This window comes from Plantibacter cousiniae (nom. nud.), assembly GCF_977070315.1.
Genome location: NZ_CDRVEU010000011.1, coordinates 1 through 21,445, shown reverse-complemented (window position 1 = coordinate 21,445; position 21,445 = coordinate 1). Strand labels below are relative to the sequence as shown.

Here is a 21,445-nt window from a genome sequence, read left to right as displayed (position 1 = left end):
GTGATCGTGCTGATAGGGCTTTTGCAGTTCGTTCTGAAGCTCTTTGTGCATGAACTTGCTACTCGCTGCTCAGAGGCAGGAAGCCTACTGCGGGTTCAGTTTCAATCCGGCCCTCAACCCCCACCACGGTGGGGTGAGGGAAGTGCAGTGAGTTGGGATGCCTCGAAAATGCCTAATTGCTACTGTCGTCTCATCTACGTTAAAGGTGAGTCATGTCCTATCGAAATCCTCTGCACGAAGCGCGCCTGGTTCTTCTCTCGGCCCTCCAAAACGCCTTCTCAAGTCTCTGCGTCAGTGAAGCGCCCGGCGCAAAAAAAACCGTACTGGAAGGAAGCGGTTCTGAAATTGTGTTCCAAGTTGGTGAGGTTGGCGGAGAAAACTACCCTGATTTATATAATTTCCCGTTTCTGTTTCATTCAAATGGATATCCGTGGAAAGAGGCTAATGACTATCTGCTGAGTCTAATGCGTGACAAGCCTCCGATCAATCGGCGTACTGACGATGTTCGGCGGCGTGCTAGCAAACTCCTTGATTACCTGTTGTTCTGTGAGGATAGCAATCTCGATTGGCTCGACTTCTCAGGTGCTCGGCCTCCACTTCGTCCGACATACAAATATTTCTACAATCTGATCAACGAAGGAACTCGAAGTAATCAGGTAATTAATCAATATACAGGCGTTATCTACCAATTCTACAACTACGTTTCCGAGCATTGGCATGCTCTCGACATGAAGCGTGTCGATACGATCAGGCAGGTACGATTCATCGTGCAGGGGTCTAAAGGCGTTAAGATCGTAGATACAGAGAAACGCAGCCAGACGCGACGCACGTTGCCGGTTAGTTCAGTGCAGCTAGGGCTTGTGCGGGAAGACGGCGAGGATCTTAGGCCGCTTTCTAATCTTGAGTTGGGTGCGTTTTTGACCTCCATTCGCAATGAAAAAGGATGGTCTGCGGTTGAGCGATTGATCCTGATGACCTCGCTAATGACGGGCGCCCGCAAGCAGACCGTTCTGACCATACGCTTGAAGAATTTGAAAGGCTTTACAGAGGAGAAGCTGGAGCGGGAGGGTGCCTATAAATTACATGCTGGCCCCCGCACAGGCATTGATACTAAATACGACAAACCGCAAGTCCTGTACGTTCCGAAGCAACTTGCCGAAGAGCTGGTCACGCTCGCCAAAAGCCGAACCATGAAGACGCGGAGAGAGAAGTTTCTAGCTAAGTTAGAAGCAAGTCATCCCGGCCTGTCAATGGCCGAAGACGATATGTATTTGTTTCTTTCCGATCAAGGTAACTGCTACTACATGGCTAAAAATGATCCGCGCTATACGATTGTGAAGTCGCCGCAGACAGGACAGGTAACGGAAACGATTAAACGCAAGTTAGCCAGAAAAGCCTCTAGCTCATTCCCGAAAGACTTTTCATATCACTGGCTGCGAGCGACCTTTGCCTATCAGCTCTATCAGCGCTTGCAAGTATTGGTTCGGGAGGGGATGCTGAAACCGGGTGAAGATATTGACTTTATTCAGAAACGCATGCATCACGAGTCTAGGGAGACGACAGAGAACTACCTGAAATTGTTCAATATGACTCACGAAAAGATTATTGCCCAAGAGATTTGGGAGGAAAAACTGTTCAATGGCGGCTACGCGTTGCTGAAGGTTGGGGCGCAGGATGAATAGCCGTCAGGAATTTGAGTATCGCACCAATACTCAGATTATTGCTTTGAGTGAAGTCACTCATGAGTTTGTCGAGCCTGAGCGCTTGCGACTGCAACTTTCTCCGAATGTGCTGAGGAAACCATTTGATATTGGGAGTTTTGCGTATGCCATCCGTGGCAAGAATGAAAGCATTTTTGATGATCGCGGTACACCGGTAGGGATTGAGTCTTTTGTTGAAAATCGCCGTGAACTGATAATGAGACTGCTGGAGACCTTTGTCGGTCAGCGTGAGCTCACTGTGCTAACTAGATTGAGAAATACCGAATACCTTATCGACTGGCTGAACACGGAAGGCTACAGGGAGTTTTTTGCCAGTGCAGCGCAAGCCCAGCAAGCCTATCGAGACTATACCGCGCATCTGAATCATCAAATACATCACCAGAAGTTGAAGCCCGGCACCGGCAAAAGTATGCAGGTCTTTTTTTCGATGATTATTGAGCTGCTTTATCCAGAAAACAGTCACCATATTTTAGCGGGTGCGGTCCCGATCGTTGCCGAAAGAGGCTCTGAGGAGCCCGCCAGAACTGCCCATGTTGAGGTGTACCGGGAAGTTTGTTTAGCCGTTGCCCGGCAATGCAGCGCTTTCGTTCTTAAAAGTCAGCCATATCCCTTGGTTGTGAGTATTAGGGATTATGAGGTGGTTGGGTTCCCATCAAACCACGGTTGGGTTGGTCCGTTCAAGGAATCGCCGCTTGCATACAATGCCGGCGCTCGACGGATTGCGACGATCGAGGAATACCTGGCAGCTTCTGAAAAACTGGGGCGAAAGCGACCCTTTAGATCGACTGTGAAGAGTGCTACAGCAGCGGCAAAAGAGTTCTTGGATGCGGCCAATCGAGATGAGCGCTATTGGCACCGGCTTAACGTGGCTGGCCTTGCTTTGAAAGCCTATGCCAGTCTTTTCTTGATGATTACAGGTGCCACGCCGACCGAGTTTCAACAGTTTAAATATGCAGACGCGCTCGACATTGAGAAGTCTCCGCTAAAGAAAGAGTTGTCGGCTGTGAAGTTTCGTGCTGGGGGGAAAGTAACTCTCTACAATATTGGGCAGAGCACGGGTTTGCCCCTATTGAAGGAGTACCTGAAGCTCCGTGAGTGGATTCTGAATGGCGCGACGCATGAGCGGTTGTTCTTTTCGATGCCCACGGCTGGTGAACGAGTAAGTGCTAGTCAAGAATTTCCTGAGTTTAGGGCAGTTTATTTACTGCCCAGGTTCTTTAAAGTCCTCAGCGGCACTTTCCTAGACCCCAAGGTACCCATACTTTCGCCGCGCAAGATGCGCAAGCACAAAAGCCTTGGGATGCACGGCGCTGGCGTGTCTCCGTCCACTGTAGCGGCGACCTTGAATCATAGTGTAGCCGTAAATCTTTCGGCTTATTCACATGCTAATCCTGACCTGCAGGAAGCGGAGCTCGGAGAGTTCTGGCAGGCCATGCGACGTGCTGCCAAAGTCGCGTTTGAGCGCAGCCAGAGGCCAGATGAAGGCAGGATACCAACAGCGGCGGGTCACTGTGATGGGTTTAATCAGCCGATCCCTGCGCGCGACGTAGGAGCTGTTTCAATCGAGCCAAACTGCGGCAGCCAGTACGGCTGCTTGTACTGCGAGCACTATATCTGTCACAGCGATGAAGAAGACCTGCACAAGATTGTGAGCTTGCAGTATGTGATTAATGCGGTGCGTAAAGCCGCGCCCGATACGACTCATGCTGAGGTGCTCTACAAAGAATTGTCGATCCGAATAGAACTCATCCTCGAGGCGCTTGGCGAGCGTTCGGCTGAGGTGCAGAAGTTGGTCGAATCGATCAAGACCAAGGTCTTTGAATACGGTGAGCTCACGCTTTTCTGGGAAAGCCGCTTGAACCGTTATGAAAAAATGGGAGTATCATTTTGAACGCTGTTGTTCAGTCCATCGGCAGTCTCTTTTCCAATGATCAATTTCCGCCTGCCAGTGAGCCAGATAAAGCGCCGCAACTCTACGGCCAGCCAGCGGCTGATTTCGTTCTTTGTCGTGATGGGAGCGGCAACGCAACGGCAGTATACGGTGAGTCTACATGGGACTTTAACCCTTATCGGCTTAGTGCAGTAAAAATTCACAGAATCTTGTTTGAAACGGTGTTCGACGAAAGTGGGCCAGAGCAACAGACGCTTATAGCAGAAGCCAAATATCTGCTGTATTGCATAATCTATTATGCCGGTGGCGGGCGACTCGGGAAACTGGGTGCAGGCACACTGCTCCAGTATTGGCTATTACTACGCGCCGCCATGCAGTTCTGCTATCAGCAGAAACAGAAACCTTTGGTTGGCGTGCTGTCCTTGCGGCAGCTCTTTACCGTGCCGGTTTATCTAGCGGCGTTTCGTAACTCAATGACTAATACAAAGACGAGGTTTTCAGGTTTTTTGAACTGCTTGGTTAGGGTGGGCGAAAAACGGTTAGGGTATGCCATGCTTAATCCCGCCAATTTTAAAACCAATCGGCCCGAGAGCAGGCAGCATCCAGTTATTCCGACTCGGATCTATTTAAAGCTCATCAATCTTGGTAACGACCTGCTCGATCAGCTTTTTGAGGGTATGGGTGGGTTCGAGTCTTTTATCGCCTGCTTTGCTGACGAGAATTACGGCATCTGTCATCATACTCAGAGAAGTCGGGGCGTCGGTGGCAGGGCACACTGGCTGCCCGACATGGCGCAGGCAATCAAGGATCACGGTCTGACTTCAGTGTTTGTCGGTGAGTTTGCGTGTTCTCGTAAGAGGAATCTGCAACGGGTCTTGATCCAGATGCAGTATGTGCTGAAAACGGTGATTCACCTATATACCGGTATGCGTGATCAAGAGGTGATGCGCATCCACTATCACTGCTTGTCCAATCAAGTCGTCAGGCCGGTAACCGTCGATGATCAGGGCATTGAACGTGATAAGCCGCAGACAATAAATGTCCTCTCGACCACTACGAAGTTCATCGGCTACAAGCGGGAAAGTATCTGGTTCGCGCCGGAGGAAGTCGTCAGGGCGATCGGGGTCGCCCAGGCGATTAGTCGCGGCCTTGCCAAGCTCTACAAAATTGAGTTAGACGCGCATTGCCCGCTGTTTCTCAATCCGACGATTGTTGGTATTACCCGGAACAGTGCCGAAATTGGCGTGACGCGCTTTGCGTGTAGAGCGACACAGGAAACTGCTTTGCACGCGCTGTCGATCCAGGCAGAGGACTTGCGGGAACTGGCGCAGAGCGATCCTTCTCGTGACTTCTACAATGAGCCAGCTTTTGCTGTCGGCCAGCCCTGGCCGCTAACAAGTCATCAGTTTCGGCGCTCGCTGGCATTCTATGGCAGCAGTAGCGGTTTTCTTTCCTTGCCGACGCTACGAGCGCAGTTCAAGCACATGACGATTGAAATGTCACGCTATTACGCGAATGGCTACGACAACCTGCGCACCGTTTTCGGCTACTACGACGACAAGAAGAAAGACTTTGTGCTGCCAAGCAATCACTTCGCCTTCGAGTATCAGATGGCCATGCCCATGTCCGTGGCGAACCAGTTGATTGCCGATCTTTTATTTGATGAAGAACCACTGTTCGGCGGCACCGGCTCGTACATGGAAAGACAGAAGGAGCGGGTCAAGTCGGGAGAAATTCAGATTGAAGATGTGCGCGCTGACACCGAACAACGGGTGAAAAATGGCGAAATTAGTTATCGGCCGACGTTGCTGGGTGGCTGTACAAAGGTGGGCCGCTGTGACTCGTTCTTGCTCGGTGACTACGCGGAGTGCACGTCTTGCGAGGGCGGGATCATCAAGCCCGACAAGCTCAATGCAGCGATTAAGGATGCGACGGATGAGTTGTGTAATTACGCAGAAGGCTCGGGGGAGTATCAAATTGTGAAGCGCGACATTGAGCGTTTAACCGCCTTCAAAGCCCGCCTGATTGACTCAGTGGAGGTTTAACGATGAAGTCTGGTTACGGAACAAACAAGGGGTTGGGCGCTTGCGAGGAAGCCTTGCAGCGCCTCTTGATTGGGAAACCTGTTGTGCCCGAGCATGTGGGATTAGACCTGTCAAAACTGACAGCCAGCATAGTTAGCCTGGAAGCTGGTTTTGACCGTGGCTACTTGAAGAAGGCGCGTAAAGCGCATTTACCACTACTTGCTCAAATTGGAGCGGTTCGGGCTGAGGCCAGCAAAGGGACGGACTCATCGAGCGGTAAGCAAATCCGGCAGATGGAAAGTCGGCTGGCCGCGCTGGAAAAAAAGCTATCAATCGCTCAGATGCAGCGTGACAACGTGCTGGCTCAGAACATAAAGTTGTGGCAGCGGGTGCGCGAACTGGAACATTCGATGGCTTATAGCCGCTCGGGCCACTTGGCGAAGGTCGAAACGCTGCTGCATAGTGACAAAGGCATCACCTTAACCTCGGCGTGAGCTTCCTCGAAAGTTTCCGTTTTAACGGGGTAGACCGCACCTGAGGCAGTAAGCCGCATGGATCGCATTCAAGTACGCTTGCGATGCGATCCAGCTTCTCGAAGGTGATGTTGACCTCGCCACGCTCGAGCCATCCTAAGTCGCTGCGGTGGATATTGCACGCCAGCACCAGTGCATCCTGGGAAATCTAGCAGGTCTTCCTCTGCACTCGAATGCGTCCCCCTAACGCTTTAACCCTCATCGCCGAAGAGAAAAGCATCACGCGGCCGCTGTGCGCTTAGGTCTGTCCAGCTCCGCACTCAGCCACGCGATCCGACTCCTCGAAGAGTGATTGGGAACCGAACTGCTGAACCGCACGACCCGCAGTGTTGCGCCAATGGCTGCAGGGTGGCGGCCTGCTTAACGGCTCGCACCCGCTCTCAGCGAGATCGTCGAGGGGGTCGAGTTACTGGCCAACGAGCGAGACCGCCCATCCGGCATCGTCAGGATCAATGCCCACCGAACTGCGGCTTTATTGCACATTGTGCCCAAGCTGAGAACGCTACGCGAGGTACATCCGGGCGTCATCATCGACCTCGCTTTCGATGGTCGGCTAGTCGGCATTGTGGTTGGAGGTGTTCGATGCGGGCATCCGTTACTGCGAGCAATTCGCTCACGACATGATTGCGATGCGCGTGGGCCCAGAGAACACGCAGAGGTTTCGCAGCACCGGAATACATAGCTGGTCGACCAGCCATTCTATCGCCAGCTGACCTCCTTCAGCACGACTGCCTGATCTAGAGTTCCCGAACCTATTCGGAATGGCGATCCTCAGCCCTAACGAAATGCGGGGTCACTTACGTATTAAGGGAACAAGTCATTGAGCACCTAAACAGCGGAAATTTGGTCGAAGTACTGTCGGACTACGCCGTGCCGCACGACGCCTGCTTTCTGTACTACCCGCATCGCAAACAGATGCGTCCAGCGATGCGCGCCGTTATTGCGAAGTTGCATGGACTTGACCACCCATTTGCATCGACTTGACCAGTTGTTTGCATCGGATGATCAGCGCAGTGGGTGCGCCTTGACCGGCAGGAATCGACCAAAGCGGACACCCATATCGTTGCGAATTCGGGCCGTGCGACCCATGGGAAACTCGGGCTGGGGCAGCCTAAGCTTTGCCGCTCAAAGGCCTGCCAGCAAAGGCGGTGGCCTCAACGCGACCAAACGCCTCAATTGCCGAGTCATTAAAAAAGCTTTTGTAGCCGGTCGATTGTTGGATCTTCTTTAGCTTTGCACGCGCCGCTGCCTTCACGTTTTCACTTTCTTTGGTTTTCATGCCCGTCATCCAGAATCGGTTCGCCATCAGTAAAGTTAGCTCTTGCAGTTGGGATGTCAACGCATTCCGGCTTCGAAAGATGCTGTGCTTCCGTTCTCTGCGCCGGCACCTGATCCAGCGCCTAGTACCTCCACCACAAATCGGCTTGAGCGCCACGCCTCCGTCAACCAACTCAATACTCAGCGAGTCACCATCAATAAGACTTATGCTTTCGCCAAGGTCGGAAGTAAGGTCGACGATCAGGTTCCGCTGCCATCCTGGGGGCATGGCATCTCACAATTGTCATCACGAGTTCTGGACCAAACCCCGGTCAGCTTGTCACGGAGCGTAGGAATCCTACTCTCTGCTGAAATACTGGCGCCGGTGAAAAACATAATGTTTTTCTCTGCCTTCAACGCAGCAACTGCCCGATCCGCATCAGGCATACAGTCGCCCCTTTCGAAAGAAGGAGTGGGTTACTTGATTGGCTTTCGGCTGCATTTACACGTATACCCCGTGTTGAATCTGCGAGAGATAACGCTCAACCATAATGAACCCAACTGACGTTTCGATGAGCTCAACTGGCGTGAGTCCCGATAAATGCCTAGATGATCGACATAGCCAGTCTTCTGCCATCGCCTGTGTACCTAAAACCGTAATCGCGTGCTCTAACGTCTTTGCGAAGTGGAATGCCATTGCGCTTTGTGGGGCATTGAGCCGATCCATTCCTAGGCCGGAACTCAGCAGGTGATTGACCCTCCGCTGAGATTTCCCTGTTATCAGCTCGATTACATTTCGCTTCGTGTACAGCGTCGAACTGGAAAGCATTATCTGTACGTCCTGCAGCGCAAACCCCTGTAAGACGAGTATCACAAGCTCCAGGTCTCCAAGCTCCTCAAGAGGGCGCTTTGTCAGCGTCTCTGTCGGCCCCCGAGGCTGGCAGGGTCTGGGAGTAGAGTCTGGTATTAGATCTTTCATCGCACACCTTGCAGGTTTAAACGGGGTAGCCTGCTACAGGATCTAGCCGATGCGGCTTACACACTGATGTCGAGCAACGCTATCGAGAATTTTTTAGATCGGTTGCGGCGTCGAAGATCACCTGTATCAAGGTGGCATTCTCTAAAACCCCCGATCCAGAAAGGCTATAGCAGTTGCCTCCATCGACCTCGAATGCCTCGCATAGTCCGCCTAAGCTGGGGGATTCTAGGACAGAAATTTTTTTGACGGACTCCATAAGCCAGCGATCAGTACCGTTCACGTGTGCAGGGGTAACAATTTGGACCCCCTCAACCCTCATCCGAGAGGTTTCACGACGTACTAGGGATACGACGTCCCTTGCATGCTGAATCATAAGCATGCACGTATCCGATTCGGTCGCGCCTACCCGAACTACGTTTAGGTAAAACCACGGATATATCAGTTCCTGCTCAACGTATGGCCAGATCTGCGTGTCGCCACATTGAGGATTGCCGAGATCGGGTAACTGAATCTCAGAGCTTCGGTAGGTAGTGAACATAAGCCCCTCCAAAATGAACACTATAGATTGTAGCTCTATAGGACTCAAGAAGGCTTCATCGTTCCTTTTGTGAGCCTGAAAATTGGAACTGAACATCGCGTTTGGGCAGGTCCTTCGGGATATCCGCAAGCAAAGGGGCCTCACCCAAGAAGACTTCTCGGACGTTAGTAGCAGGACGTATCTGAGCACGCTGGAACGTGGGTTGAAGTGCCCAACCATTGACAAGATAACGCAGTTGGCTGAGGTCCTGAACGTCCACCCTGCCACACTCATCACGGCAGCATTCCTCGCCCAAGAACGTGTGGTCGCTCGTAAGGAGCTGCTCCAACAAATCGACACGGAGCTCGAGGAGCTTGGCATGCTTTAGTCAGTGGCGCTGATTAAAAGCTGACCCACCCGCCGTTTTCCAGCTGCGACAAGCGCAGCAGAGTACGGCGGCACAAGATGCCGGGAGGATCCGGAGCGAAGCTCAGTCTTTCGACGGTTCCAGGCCCATGATCAAGCACCAGGTCAGAGCGTCTAGGTTTTCTTAGTACGCAGTACGATGGCTATACGAGGGCGTACTGGTCGAAATCCGCATCAATGTGATGGAGGTTACGGCTACGGTACATGGCAACTGAGGTTTCAAGGAGTCTGCGCTCCAGCAGATGGCGACCGACCTAGTGGCTGAGACTAGCGACATACGAGCAGTTCTTGATGAGAGTGGGGGGCGATGGTCTGCCATCGCTTGGGCATGCGCGCGCTGGCCGAGGAATGGTTTGCAGCATGTGGGTAATCTCCGGTTTTAGTTATTTAGCCCCGAGGGCCTTGCTGTCGGGATTAACTTATCGCCGTGCCCGGCCAGTGTCGTGGGCGGTTCAATTGATACCGGAGTCGGGTTTAGTTATGGGCTGAGGCGTTTACGCGTCTACAGCGATGGTGCGGTTGCCTCATATCGTCGAGGACCTGTTCCACCCTCGTGCCAAAGGGGAATCAAGTGCCCCCGGCTTTGCGAGCCGAGACCAGCGAAAATTCTGCGGGTTTCTGTTGGCTAGTCTGTTTCAGCGATTACTTTAATTTGACCTTTGTCAAGGGTAAGGTTTGAGACGTCCACATTGATCATGGATTCATACGACATCCTTACTATCTGCTCGTCGTTTCTTAATTTATCTGTGTTGCTCAGATCTAAAACTTCCACCTCTACAAGAGGGCGAGTGGCCGGATGTAGGCCGTAGCGATTCGGAATTACTGGTATAGATAGTTTGAGTGATCGCTCTCCAAAGACGGGGATGTCTGCTTCGCCTCGAAACACCGGAATTTGAAGAATTATATTGCTAAAGCTGATTTGGAATAGCATGTATGGGCAGTTGAAAATGTTAGCTTTGCGTCTAGCTAGCAGAATGTGCACATATGGATATGGGTTCGGAATATATATAGTGCTCTTGATGGCGTGGAACGCCGAGGCGGGCAAAAATCCCCAGTCGTCATGAGCTTTTTCGACCCATTTTCTAGATTCTGAAAACTCCTCTAAATGCTCATCTGGCATGATAGATATAGCAATTTTAGTTAGACATTTGAAAATTCCAGCTGGAATGTAAGGCGCTCTGGTAGTTTTGAAAGTTATAGTTTTTTGAGCTCGGTCGTATGTTATAGATCTACCTCCTGGGGCAGAACACACTTCAACAAGTCTTGTATGTTTTCCTTTTTGGATTGAGCCTCCCTTAAATTTTTCTTTTGGTAGGCCGTTTTTCCCCTTCATGCCGGTAAGGATTCGTTCTATTCCGAGATAGTTAGCAAGGTCGCTCTCTATAGTTCCTCCAAATTTATTATTGCAGATATCACACTCGTCTGTGGCTATGAGCTTGGTATTGCCAAGGAACTCCGGCACCGCATGGGGTACTAGTTCAAACGTGGTTGCATCTGGTCCCAGCCCGCAAAATCGACAAATAGGATTGACCCCAGTCCCTTCAGCCCCTATCAGCCTTTTCTGGCGCAGCTCGCCAGCAGCAATTGGCTCGTACTGATTGAGGAGCGCGTCGTTCGGCGATTGACCAAAGTAAGGTCGAACATGTGTCAGGTAGAAAGCGGTCAAATCGTCCATGATGGCACTCTGGCTCAAAAAATGATGGCCATCATGAGGCTGCACGTAGAGAAAGCCAAGCTCGTCATCAAGCAACAGATTTCACGGTGAGCGCGAGATACGTATTGCCGTCAGTCGTCATTCATGATGATGCAACGTATTGCCTACTGTCTCTGTCGATCAAGCAGTTGTTGATCCCACTTCCCCCCGCACCTGTAAGTCATGCAAATCTCTCGGCAATAGCTTGCTTTTATGTTGTTGAGAGGTTTGGGCGTCGCCGCTTTGGGATCTGCCGACGCAGCATTTCTCCAACGCCGAGGCGCCGAAAATGCCTTTCGAAACTGGCTTTCAAAGAGACATATCAGTGTGCCCCGGATACAATGCGCCCTTATCACCCTGGACGACTGGATGAGTCCACCAGGCCGGACCTCTGGTGCTGGAAATGGGTAAGCAGCTTTGGATGGGGTCAATGACTTCGATGCACGATGGCAAGATAGACGCCCATTTTTCTGGGCATGAGACATTCCCGCTTCGTCAAATGTGGCTGAAAAAAGCGGTTGAGACCGCAGATGCAGATGGGCTCGTGCCCAAGGCCACGTTCACCGACGAGAAAGCAATCGCAGTGTTCGGCGTAGGTCGAAATATGGTTGCGGCTATCAAGCATTGGGCTCTAGCTTGCGATGTGATGGTTGATGACGAGTCGCGACGAAATTTCCAACTTAGCCTGACAGGCAGGGAAATTTTCCTTGATGATGGTCTAGATCCATTCTCCGAGAGCCCTACCACTGCATGGTATGCACATTGGTGCTTGGCCGGTCGCGGGAATCGTTCAACTACGTGGTACTGGCTTTTTAACATCTTCACCTCTCATTCATTTAGCCGAGACGAAGCGCTCCCGACTCTTACCAAATTTGCTCAAGCTATATCTGGCGGGAGGAAACTCTCCAGCGCCACTCTTAGCCGCGATTTGGACACTTGCTTGCGCGGATACGCTCCGAGGTCCGCTACCTCTTCGGTTGAAGAGGCCGCTGAACCAATGCTCGCGGAGCTCGGATTGCTGCAAGAGGAACGAAAAGGCGTTTTTTCCTTTCGGCGCGGGCCCAAGTCAACACTTACCGACGCCTTTTTCGCATGGGCGCTCCTAGACTTTTGGCAGCGGCATAGGGCAGGCGAGTCTTCTCTCACATTTGAAACAGCAGCCTACGCGCCGGGTTCTCCAGGACGGGTATTCAAACTCGATGAGGATTCGGTAGCGGAGCGCCTTTTCACTCTAAGTGACCTTACTGATGGGAAACTCCGCTGGTCGGATACCTCAGGCTTGCGCCAGGTTTATCGCGGCGATTTTGATTGTGAGCTGATGATGGCCAAATTGTTGAGAGAATCCTATGTCCGCTGAGTCAGACTTGTTGCTCGATGCCGCGCCAGTGAAAATTGAACGGCATTATCGGCGCTCGGTCCGCATAGATGCAGACCTTGGCCGACATGATGCTTTGGATGGCTATGTGCTGACCCAGACTGCTCGCGATGCGCTGACGGTTATGACGCGTCAGATCGTTGGTAGTAGTCAGCGCGCATTTACTTGGACAGGTCCTTATGGAGGCGGTAAGTCATCTCTGGCTTTAGTTCTCGCCGCTGCAATCGCCGATGATGCGTCATTGCGTGAAAGATCGGAATGTTTCATTGGTGAGGTTCCGTCTTTTAAACAGGCGTTCAGCACTGACGATGGCAGTTGGCTTGTTGTACCGGTTGTGGGGCGTCGCAGTAGCATCCTCGCAGAGCTTTCCAAATCGCTCAGCAAAGCCTCCGGGCGAGATGAGTCTGTTGGTGATTCCGATGCTTTGATAGATGCATTGGTGCGTGAAGCGGAAGCAGATGGCCGTGCCGGGGTGCTTCTGATCGTCGATGAGATGGGGAAGCTACTCGAAGCGTCGGCCGCTGGCGGTGACGATGTTCACTTCTTCCAAGACCTGGCGGAGGTCGCAGCTCGCTGCCGAGGAAAACTGGTTATCGTAGGCATTCTCCATCAAGCATTCCGACAATACGCGTCCCGGCTCGGCATCGAGGCAAGGGACGAGTGGGCTAAGGTGCAAGGGAGATTCACAGATGTCTCTTTCGTTGCAACCGGTGATGAGGTGGTCGAGCTCATCGGAAGGGCCATTCAATGTGACATAGCTCATCCAGACACAGTCGCCATGAGCGAGACAATTGGAGCTGCCATATCGGGCCGCCGTCCCGCAGTTGGCGGTGGAATGGGCGCTCTCCTTGATAAGTGCTGGCCACTTCACCCTGCAACAGCAGCTTTGCTTGGACCTGCCTCACGACGCCAGTTTGGTCAGAATGAGCGAAGCGTATTTGGTTTTTTAACATCGCTTGAGCCTCATGGTTTCCAAGACTTCCTGTCGAGTTGGGATCGGCAATCCCTTTATGGGCCTGACCTTTTTTGGGATTACCTGAGAGCAAATCTCGAGCAAGCGATCTTGGCGTCTCCCGACGGGCATCGTTGGGCACAAGCTGTTGAGGCGGTTGAGCGCGCAGCATCCAAAGGTGCTACCGAAACAGAAATCTCGCTGTCTAAAACGCTTGCGTTAATTGATATGTTCCGCGGTGCTTCAGGACTTGCAGCTGATGAGGCGGTGCTGCACACGGTTTTGCCTAGTTACTCGAAAGCGGACGTAACACTTGCTATGGAGCGCTTGGCAAGTTGGCGTGTTGCGCTTTATCGAGCGCATCTTGGTGCTTGGACCATATTCGAAGGAAGCGATTTCGATATTGATCGGGAAGTGTCGAAGGCTCGTGCCACTTTCGTAGACGCGGACACGAAAGCATTGACGGCGATGGCGAGTTTGAATCCGATCATCGCTAAGCGTCACTACCATTCCACAGGGACGTTTCGGTGGCTCGGTGTGACTATGCACTCTGTGCAAGAGGCCGAGCGATTGTCAAAAAGCTATGTGCCCGAGAGTGGGGAGTTTGGTCGGCTGGCGCTGGTGTTGCCCGAGCGCTCCTCGACAGTCGAGGATGTAGTCAAAACGTTGAGCAGGCTGAAGGACAACGCCAAGAGAACGCTATTTTTCGGCATCCCACCTAATTATGAGCTCATAGCCGATCTGGGTGCTGAGTTGATGTCGCTGCGTCTGGTGTATGAGAACAGCCCTGAATTGGAAGGAGACTCTGTAGCTAGGCGCGAAGTCGCTGCGCGCCTCTCTTCTGTTAAGGGAGCGCTCGAGGAAGCGTTGCGAGAGGCGGTGACGCGAGCGAAATGGCTGTATGAGGGGGGGTTAGTTAAGCCTGATAGGCTGTCATCACTTGCCTCGGATGTGGCTGATCGAGCGTTCAGCTCCGCCCCAAAAGTGTGGAGCGAACTCGTCAATAGGGATGCATTGTCGAGCAATAGCGTAAAAGCGCGCCGTGATCTGCTCCATCGCATGGTTCAAAACTCTCATGAGGAGTGTCTGGGCATCGAGGGCTACCCTGCTGAAAGAGGCCTATACGAAACCCTGCTCTCTTCAACAGGACTCCATCGATTGGATAAGCAAGGTGTTTGGGGCTTCCAGGCGCCTAAACCTAGCAATGAAAGAGGTTTCCATCCGCTGTGGGCCGCAGCACTTAAGAAATTTTCGAGCCAGATCGTAGGGACTGTTGGTGTTAGAGAGCTTTACACCCTTTGGGGCGGATCCCCATATGGAGTGAAAAGTGGAATGCTTCCAGTGCTTGCAACTGCTTTCATGCTCGCTCATTCCGATAAGGTCGCTATCTATCGGGACGGAGTTTTTGAGCCGCAGTTTACAGATGTGGATGTTGACGAAATGCTGCAGGATCCAAGCCGCTTCGCGCTTCGCTGGGTGGATGAGGATCTTGAAAAAGCCGAACAGCTTAAAACTATCGCCGCTGTACTCAGCAGACGTGGTTATGCAGCTGCATCCGAAACGCCTCTTGAAATTGCCAGAGCCTTGGTAAAAGTCTTGTTCACCCAGCCAATGTGGACTAGACGTACCCAGCAACTCTCGGGTATGGCACGTGCTATTCGTGATCTACTCGTTAAAGCATCTGACCCACATAAGCTGCTCTTCGTAGATCTGCCTGCCTTTTTTGATGACGGTTCGATGGGTGAGGGGGCGCTCCTAGACAGCGCGCTATCGGAGTTGATAGAGGCCTTTCCCGCATTGTTAAGAAGGATGGATAGCCGGCTGGCCGACGCCATTGACGCATTAGAAGGCGATGACCCCGAACTCAGGGATCGTGCCCACTCCGTATCGAAGGCGACGGGGGACCTTCGCCTTGAAGGCTTTGCTCTCCGCTTGCAGGAGCGGGATGGGACGCTTGGGGGGATGGAAAAGGTTATGAGTTTGGTGGCAAAAAAACCACCACGTGATTGGACTGACCTGGATATCGACGCTGCATTGATTGCGGTCGCAGATCTATCGCTCGCGTTCAGGAAAGCCGAGGCACTGATCGCAGTTACTGGCAGGGCTCCGGGGCGTGAGGCCTTCTCGATTGTCATCGGCTCTGGCGGTTCGTCAGATGTCATCAGTAAAACCTTTGAGGTTGCAGGCCGAGACAGAGAAGTTGTTTCAGGTGCTGCCATTAAGGTTGTTGAAATGTTGCGTAGCTCTGGACTGGAGGGTGACTTGCTGCTCGCTGCTCTTGCTCAGGCAGGATCAACGATTGTGAGTGAAGGATCTGAACATGCGTGAACGTCACCTCTTGGGCCTCTCAGGGGGGCGTGATAGTGCTGCTCTAGCGATTTATATTCGCCAGACTAGGCCTGAATTGGATATCGAATATTTCTTCACCGACACGGGAGAGGAATTGCCTGAGGTCCAGGATTTTCTTGGAAAGCTTGAAGGTTTCTTGGGTAAGCCAATCCTGAGGCTAAATCCAAGGAGAGATTTTGAGTTTTGGCTGAAGGAGTACAACAATTTTCTGCCTTCCGCCCAGACGCGTTGGTGCACCCGGCAATTGAAACTCGCCCCCTTCGAGGAGTGGACTCGTCCCATGTTGGCTGCAGGCGAAAAAGTCTTCTCCTACGTCGCTATTCGCTCCGACGAGGACTATCGCGAGGGGTATGCGTCCAAACATGAGAATCTTAAGGTGGTTCTTCCCTTCCGTGAGGAGGGTGTGGACAAGCCTGGGGTGATCGAGATCCTGGAGTCCTCTGGTGTCGGATTACCCGAGTATTACGAGTGGCGTAGTAGGAGTGGGTGTACCTTTTGCTTCTTCCAGCAAAAAATTGAGTGGGTTCGATTGCGCGAGCGCCATCCTCATGCCTTTGAGGAGGCCAAGGCGTTGGAAAAGACCGCTCTGGATCATGGATCGCCTTTCACCTGGACAAAAGGTGAGCCGCTTACTGACTTGGAACAGCCAAAACGTGTCGCAGCGATCCGTAAGGAGTACGAGGCGCGGAAGCTACGCACCAAGGCGCGGCGCCCTCGAAACCCATTGCGTCCATGGGAGGACAACATGGACATTGATGATATTTACGGAGTCGATGAAGCTGACGGGGGCTGTAACGTCTGTCATAAATAGATCCGATATACGAGCGCCACATCGGGGTCTCCCCCCGACACTCGGTGTGCGCGCCAGCCAATTTTTGCAGGTTGGGCTGACGATGAATTAGGATTGGCAAAATCCGCTGGAGGTTGCAACAGGTGTCGATGTATAGCCCGTGGCTAGGGTTGACCTTGCTTTCGGCATGTCATCTTATGGTCTCATTGATGGAGTCTTCAGCTAGCCCTAGCTTCTAGGTAGCCTTGCCATCATTTCACTCAAAATTCAGGGATCCGAATCAGTGGCGAAGTTTTCAGTAGCAGCTCGAACCCTTGTACACCTCGGCGCAGAACTCATCACCTCGGATGAAGTTGCTGTAAATGAACTGATTAAAAATTCGTTTGATGCTGAGTCTCCTCGCGTAAAAATTGACATAGTAAATCCAGTGCCTCACCAGCTTGTTGAAGAAATAGGAGATAAGTTAGGCGCTATAAAAAATAATGTTGGCTTGAAAGCTGTATTAACACTGGCCGGTGAACAGCTATCGGAGGCGTTGCTGGATCTGGCAGATGGGGCTGTTAAGAAGGAAGCAGAAAAGAAAATTCGGTTGATCGAGTCCGCTAGGTTTAGATTTGAGGCGGTGCGTATATTAGACACGCTTAATTATATCTCTATAGAGGATGCGGGCGTTGGGATGAGTAAGAAGAACTTGCTATCAGTTTTTCTCACTATTGGTACGCCATCAAAGCTGAATACTCAAAGCAGTAAGGACTTGAGTCGAAAAATCCAAGGTAACAAGGGGATCGGTCGGCTTGCGATGATGCGCTTAGGTGGGGTTGCGCATGTGACTACTTGGGAAAATGCCAAGGTGGCGCATAAGATAAAATTTGACTGGCGTATGTTCGATGATCCGGATAAGGAGATCGGCGACATACCTCTTGGCATCTTATCAACCTCGCCGCCTCGGAGTACTTCGTCAGGAACTCTAATCCAGATTTTTGCGCTGAAAAATACGTGGACAGAAGATAAAATTCGCCTGGATTTGGTGGGTCAATTTCTGCGTAGGCTCCAGAGTCCATTTGCGAAAGTAAACGATGAAACAAGAACTAGTAGCTTTCCTATAGACGTCCATTTTAATGGTGGGCATAGACTTCCAATCGAAGGGATGAAAAAAGTACTTACTGATCTTGTTCAAATCGACTTTGAACTCGACTTTAATCCGAAAGGAGTCGATAAAAAACCCGATGTCATTGTCGAAACCAAGCTTAATGACTATCAGCGTGGGAAAGACCCTGATGTAACGCGACGGACGCTTATTGAGGTGGCTACTAAATTAGAGGCTACCAAGGATGAGCTTGACAAAATCGGGCCTTTCCGAGCCGTCATAAGATGGTTTAACCGCGATAAACTGCGTCAGCAGGCAACACTTCATGGTAGCTGGAAAGCTGCCAAACAAGAGTTGGATCTTTGGAGTGGTGGAATTGCAATTTATCGAGATGGCTTTCGAGTTGGATTTTCCGGCCAATCAACGGGTGAAGATTGGCTTGGATTAGATAGCTCGGCATTAAAACGCGGTGGTTTTGCAGTCAATCGTATTCAGGTTGTCGGTGCGCTAGAGATCACCCGTGCGCTGAACCCCAATCTGATTGATCGGTCGAACCGTGAGGGTCTAATCGATTCAAGAGAAACAGTGCTGGTGCGTGAAATATTGACAGATTTCGCGATAGGAGAACTCCGTAGGTACATAGACAAAGAAGGCCGAGAAGAGAAAAAAACTGAATTGGACGATTTGGTCGAAAGCGCTCCTGCCACGATTCGGTCGAGGGTGGTTAAAGCGGAGCAGGGGTTAGCTGAGATACGTTCAAAAGTCTCCCCTGAGGTCAAGAAAACCATACAGTCTATATCGGTCAATTTGCACCTGATTAAAAATGAGGTAAAAAAGTTCGAGAATGCGAGCAAGCAAGCAGGTGAGCGCAGAGAGGATATTCTTGAACTTGCCGGCGTTGGTACAGTGATGTCCGGAGTGCTGCATGAGCTGACGAGGACAACAGGGCACACTAGACAACTTCTTCAGAAATTGTCAAAAGATGAGTCTCCTCAGACGAAGGCGTTACTATTGAAGTTGGATGCGGAAATTAAGGCGATTAATACTCGACTTCGCCAACTAGATCCGCTGACCCCTTCTGGTCGTCATCGCAAGGAAGAATTTGATCTGGTGTCGTTGTTGGAGACGATAGTGGATGGCTATGCGGCCCGATTTGAACGGCATGAAATCGCATGTGAGCTATGCATCTCTGACTCGAATACGCTTAGGCCAGTGAAAGTGACGATGGTCCGAGGGTTTGTCAGCCTTGCGATCGAAAACCTTATCACTAATTCCATATATTGGTTGAAAGAAAAAAGCAAGATTTCTACCGAGCAGTCGGTGATCCGAATTGAGCTGGATCCAGAGTCTAAAACGCTCTCAATCAGCGATACGGGGCCAGGGATATCGCCCGCGGACAAAAACCGAATTTTCAGCGCGGGATTTTCTTTACGCCCTAAGGGGCAAGGGTTGGGGCTTTTCATTGCGGCGGAAGTTGCGACTTACCATAGCGCAAAATTACTATTAGATTCTCCTGATGACGATGGGCGTTATCGTTGTTTTGTTCTTGAGTTGCCGAGGGATTAAAAATGGATTTTAGTGAAGTTCTGATGCAAGCCAGCATCACGCGAGTGGCCATTGTGGATGACGATCTTTCCGGGAACATCACGACTCCAGATCTGTTGACTATTGACGGTGATCTCGAGGCATTATTGAGTGATCCAAACGATCCCGATAGCCAGCAGTATCAAGAACTACTCGCTTCGCTGGGTCATGATTACGATGAGCTAGAGGATAAAGCAACGCCTCTTTCAGATCCCGCGATTGCTGCGCGGGCACCTGCCAGATTGAGGCAGGCAGCGGAACAAGTTTTGGAAGCCCGAGCCAGCAACGCTGAGCCGGTGGCCCGGCTTCACGCCCTTTTAATATCAGCAGGCATCTTGGAAGATAATATTGACAAATATTCTTCTCCGTATGTCCCACCTGATAAGTTGTATGATCTAATTATTGTTGACTACTTTTTGGTGGATAACTCCGAAAAGAAAACCTTGCCATTTATTCGCGAGATGATTGAGTCTCATAACGGAAGAGAGCATCCGTTACAAGTAATTTTAATGTCTACTCATGAGGCCGAGCTCAAAAAAGAATTTCGCAATTTTCGTCCTCAACTCGGGGTTACAAGTTCCCGTATGAGGGTGATGGGGAAACCTGTATCTGACGACTATCTCATACAATGGCGTCTGGCGTTGCTGCAGCTAGCGAACGACCGTTCCTATATTAATGTGATGGAAGGGTTCATCAGGAATGCCGGCGCCGCCATGCAGAAAGCGGCTGCCGAACAAGCTCGTAGTATGTGGGAGCTTGATCTCCAAGCTATGGACATCTTGCACGAAACATCGAGCCGAGATAACGATAATTACTGCCGTTACGTGGAAGAGTGTCTAAGCCGAAATTTGTTGACTAATCTTGAAGAACAAACGGTCATGCGCGCGGCGCTTACAACTCTAGAAGAACAACTGGTTGCTCATCGCGTAGCTAAAGTCATACCGCCTGTTGCGGAGATTGGTGACTCCCGTGCCGCTATCCGCGCTCTCATGAAAAGCATGGAATGGCGAGGAGGGGCAGGGCCTAGCCTTTCAGCGTATCCAGCGGGCGGGGCGCCGATAGAGAAAGCGAAGTGGGTTCGCCTCAACCTTCGTTTTGGTATGGTTCTTAAATCCGCAGATGGGAAGGAGTGGCTTAACATCACCCAAGCCTGCGATCTGGCGCAAGCAAAAGATACCGACGTTGAAATTACCACGCTGCTGCTGGTCGGTGGTTATAGAGCTCATCCATCAAGTTCCGCTGCGAATGAGGCGATGCTTCAGATGAATTCGACCATGACGGATAAGGATGCACAAGTGCTTGGGTGGAATCTTCGCAGCGTGAGGACTCCCTCGATACAACAGTTTGGGATTGAGTACGAGCAGGGATGGTCGGTATCAGGTGAGCTTCGGCTAGATTTGGCGCAGAGCATCGCCACGCAGTATGGCTCCAGAACAGCCAGAGTGGGCCTTCAAAAAAAAATGTGGAGCTGGAGACTACAAGGGGTTGGATTATCGGTAAATACGATTCTAGACTCCGATCCGGACGGACCAGTTGTGGGTGTTGTCCTTTCTGGTCACGGAATGTCTCGAGGAAAATCAGAGGAAATTCATATAGACCGAGAATGTTTGACAGCGCTATCAGATGAATTTCCAGGGGTCTATTCAAACTCGGTTCACGCTCATGAAGGATTGCAACTGAAGATTGGCGGTAAAAAAGAGGGTTCTCCACTTATTCTTTATTGCAAAGCGACTCCGAAAAACATCAGAGAGCTCCGCGCTGAGCTCGACCACGAGCAATGGTTAAACCGTGGGGATAATCGCCAAAAAGTAATAGTCGCACTTTGGTACGCCTAATTCGGCACTCTTATTGGAGGCTGGCCGGGCCTTGAGTCGGTCAGCCTTTAATAGCTTTCGTCTTCCAAGAGTTCTAGTGCGGGCGCCGATAAGTTAGCTGCGATGCCGCGCGGTACCTGATCGATTAAGATATGGTCGTTAAGAACGGAGTTGCAGGCTACAGTGTTTTTGGGGATTTTTCCTAGAATGAACTTTTTGCATGGACTTGAAGCCCACTAGAATACCGTTTTTAAAGTGCTGTCTTTGGGCTAAGTAGAAAGCTACGCCATCGAAAAATTGCTCTTCATTTATCCAAAGTCTGAAGTTAATCGCGGTGTCACTAAGCTGGGTTTCGACAGGCACGGAACGCTTGATTGCTTTTCACGTCGTTCTAAGTGGGGGGGGGGGGGGGGGGGGGGGGGGGGGGGGGGGGGGGGGGGGGGGGGGGGGGGG

The 21,445-nt window shown here is 51.4% G+C and carries 13 protein-coding genes; 10 read left to right on the top strand and 3 right to left on the bottom strand.

Going from position 1 to position 21,445, the window contains the following annotated elements:
• Positions 1-212: 212 nt before the first annotated feature.
• The 4 genes from ACW55A_RS19865 to ACW55A_RS19850 are packed head-to-tail and all read left to right on the top strand — an operon-like array spanning position 213 to position 6,130.
• Entirely contained in the window at positions 213-1,682 is a 1,470-nt protein-coding gene (locus tag ACW55A_RS19865; protein ID WP_498811552.1) for a site-specific integrase, read from the top strand.
• Positions 1,675-3,612 (top strand): hypothetical protein, encoded by a 1,938-nt coding sequence (locus tag ACW55A_RS19860; protein ID WP_498811553.1) that lies wholly within the window; start codon positions 1,675-1,677, stop codon positions 3,610-3,612. Before ACW55A_RS19865 ends, ACW55A_RS19860 begins: the two co-directional genes overlap by 8 nt.
• Positions 3,609-5,657 carry a hypothetical protein gene (locus tag ACW55A_RS19855; RefSeq protein WP_498811554.1) on the top strand — a complete coding sequence of 683 codons (2,049 nt, stop codon included), beginning with the start codon at positions 3,609-3,611 and terminating at the stop codon, positions 5,655-5,657. The genes ACW55A_RS19860 and ACW55A_RS19855 overlap by 4 nt, the downstream gene beginning before the upstream one ends.
• 2 nt (positions 5,658-5,659) lie before the next feature.
• Complete coding sequence (locus tag ACW55A_RS19850) at positions 5,660-6,130, top strand: hypothetical protein (protein ID WP_498811555.1); 471 nt, start codon at positions 5,660-5,662, stop codon at positions 6,128-6,130.
• Positions 6,131-7,280: 1,150 nt separating this feature from the next.
• Here ACW55A_RS19850 and ACW55A_RS19845 read toward each other — a convergent pair.
• Both ACW55A_RS19845 and ACW55A_RS19840 read right to left on the bottom strand, forming a co-directional pair.
• A complete protein-coding gene (locus ACW55A_RS19845) occupies positions 7,281-7,448 on the bottom strand; it encodes a hypothetical protein (protein WP_455885225.1) in 168 nt (55 codons plus the stop codon).
• 480 nt (positions 7,449-7,928) lie between these two features.
• Positions 7,929-8,123: an antitoxin Xre/MbcA/ParS toxin-binding domain-containing protein gene (locus ACW55A_RS19840; protein ID WP_499140630.1), complete on the bottom strand. Its 195-nt coding sequence runs from the start codon at positions 8,121-8,123 to the stop codon at positions 7,929-7,931.
• 902 nt (positions 8,124-9,025) lie between these two features.
• Between ACW55A_RS19840 and ACW55A_RS19835 the strand changes: the two genes are divergently transcribed.
• Positions 9,026-9,310 carry a helix-turn-helix domain-containing protein gene (locus tag ACW55A_RS19835; RefSeq protein WP_498811558.1) on the top strand — a complete coding sequence of 95 codons (285 nt, stop codon included), beginning with the start codon at positions 9,026-9,028 and terminating at the stop codon, positions 9,308-9,310.
• Positions 9,311-9,973: 663 nt separating this feature from the next.
• Here the strand turns inward: ACW55A_RS19835 and ACW55A_RS19830 are convergent.
• Positions 9,974-11,023, bottom strand: coding sequence for a hypothetical protein (locus tag ACW55A_RS19830; RefSeq protein ID WP_498811559.1), 1,050 nt, complete (start codon positions 11,021-11,023; stop codon positions 9,974-9,976).
• 421 nt (positions 11,024-11,444) lie between these two features.
• On the opposite strand from ACW55A_RS19830, the gene ACW55A_RS19825 reads away from it, so the two are divergent.
• The 5 genes from ACW55A_RS19825 (at position 11,445) to ACW55A_RS19805 (ending at position 21,013) form a co-directional block, all read left to right on the top strand.
• Complete coding sequence (locus ACW55A_RS19825; protein ID WP_498811560.1) at positions 11,445-12,398, top strand: DUF4007 family protein; 954 nt, start codon at positions 11,445-11,447, stop codon at positions 12,396-12,398.
• A complete protein-coding gene (locus ACW55A_RS19820; RefSeq protein ID WP_498811561.1) occupies positions 12,388-15,696 on the top strand; it encodes an ATP-binding protein in 3,309 nt (1,102 codons plus the stop codon). The genes ACW55A_RS19825 and ACW55A_RS19820 overlap by 11 nt, the downstream gene beginning before the upstream one ends.
• Positions 15,689-16,528 carry a phosphoadenosine phosphosulfate reductase domain-containing protein gene (locus tag ACW55A_RS19815; RefSeq protein ID WP_498811562.1) on the top strand — a complete coding sequence of 280 codons (840 nt, stop codon included), beginning with the start codon at positions 15,689-15,691 and terminating at the stop codon, positions 16,526-16,528. Before ACW55A_RS19820 ends, ACW55A_RS19815 begins: the two co-directional genes overlap by 8 nt.
• 262 nt (positions 16,529-16,790) lie before the next feature.
• Positions 16,791-19,160, top strand: coding sequence for a sensor histidine kinase (locus tag ACW55A_RS19810; RefSeq protein ID WP_498811563.1), 2,370 nt, complete (start codon positions 16,791-16,793; stop codon positions 19,158-19,160).
• A gap of 2 nt (positions 19,161-19,162) precedes the next feature.
• A complete protein-coding gene (locus tag ACW55A_RS19805) occupies positions 19,163-21,013 on the top strand; it encodes a hypothetical protein (protein ID WP_498811564.1) in 1,851 nt (616 codons plus the stop codon).
• The last annotated feature ends 432 nt before the right edge of the window (positions 21,014-21,445 follow it).